Source organism: Streptomyces sp. SM1 (assembly GCF_002910825.1).
In the GTDB taxonomy this organism is placed as follows: domain Bacteria; phylum Actinomycetota; class Actinomycetes; order Streptomycetales; family Streptomycetaceae; genus Streptomyces; species Streptomyces okerensis.
In genome coordinates this window covers 1-578 of the sequence record NZ_NEUB01000024.1, presented here as the reverse complement: position 1 = coordinate 578, position 578 = coordinate 1, and the positions used below count along the sequence as shown (strand labels likewise).

Below are 578 nucleotides of genomic sequence, written 5' to 3'. Positions count from 1 at the left end.
TAGGCGAGCAGGGTCTCCTCGCCGCCGAAGAACAGCAGCCGGTGGAATCCGCCGGCGTCGAGGTAGGCGCTGCGGCGGACGACGGCACCGCAGGCGAGGAAGCCGAGCACCTGGGTGCCGGGGAGATCGGGGGCCGGGCCGAGCGGGGAACCGGCGAGGACGTCGTTGAGCGGGTCGGGGTCCGCGGCCGGACCGACGAGCGTACGGGCGGCGATCAGGCCGAGCCGGGGGTGCGCCTCGAACAGTTCGGCCGCCCGGGCGAGGGCGCCGGGCGCCCACCAGGAGTCGTCGTCACTGAACGCCACGTACGGGGTGCCGAGGGCGCGGGCCCCGTGGGTGCGGGCCAGAGCACCGTGATTCACCGGGAGCGCCAGCAGGCGCACCTCGGGGAAGTCGCGGGCGACCATGGCACGGGTGCCGTCGGCCGAGGCGTTGTCGGCGACCAGGATCTCGGGCCGCTCGGGCAATTCGAGCAGGTTCCGGAGCGTGCCGGCGAGCCGGTCACGACGGTCCCGGGTGGCGATGACGACGCCGAGGGGGCGGTGGTCTGTCACGTGGAGTACTCCCTTCCGGGGCGC

The 578-nt window shown here is 74.7% G+C and carries 1 protein-coding gene; it reads right to left on the bottom strand.

Annotated features, from left to right (window positions below; translation table 11 throughout):
* A partial coding sequence (locus B9S61_RS00540; RefSeq protein ID WP_146064662.1) for a glycosyltransferase family 2 protein occupies positions 1-554 on the bottom strand: 554 nt, incomplete at its 3' end.
* Positions 555-578 lie beyond the last annotated feature (24 nt).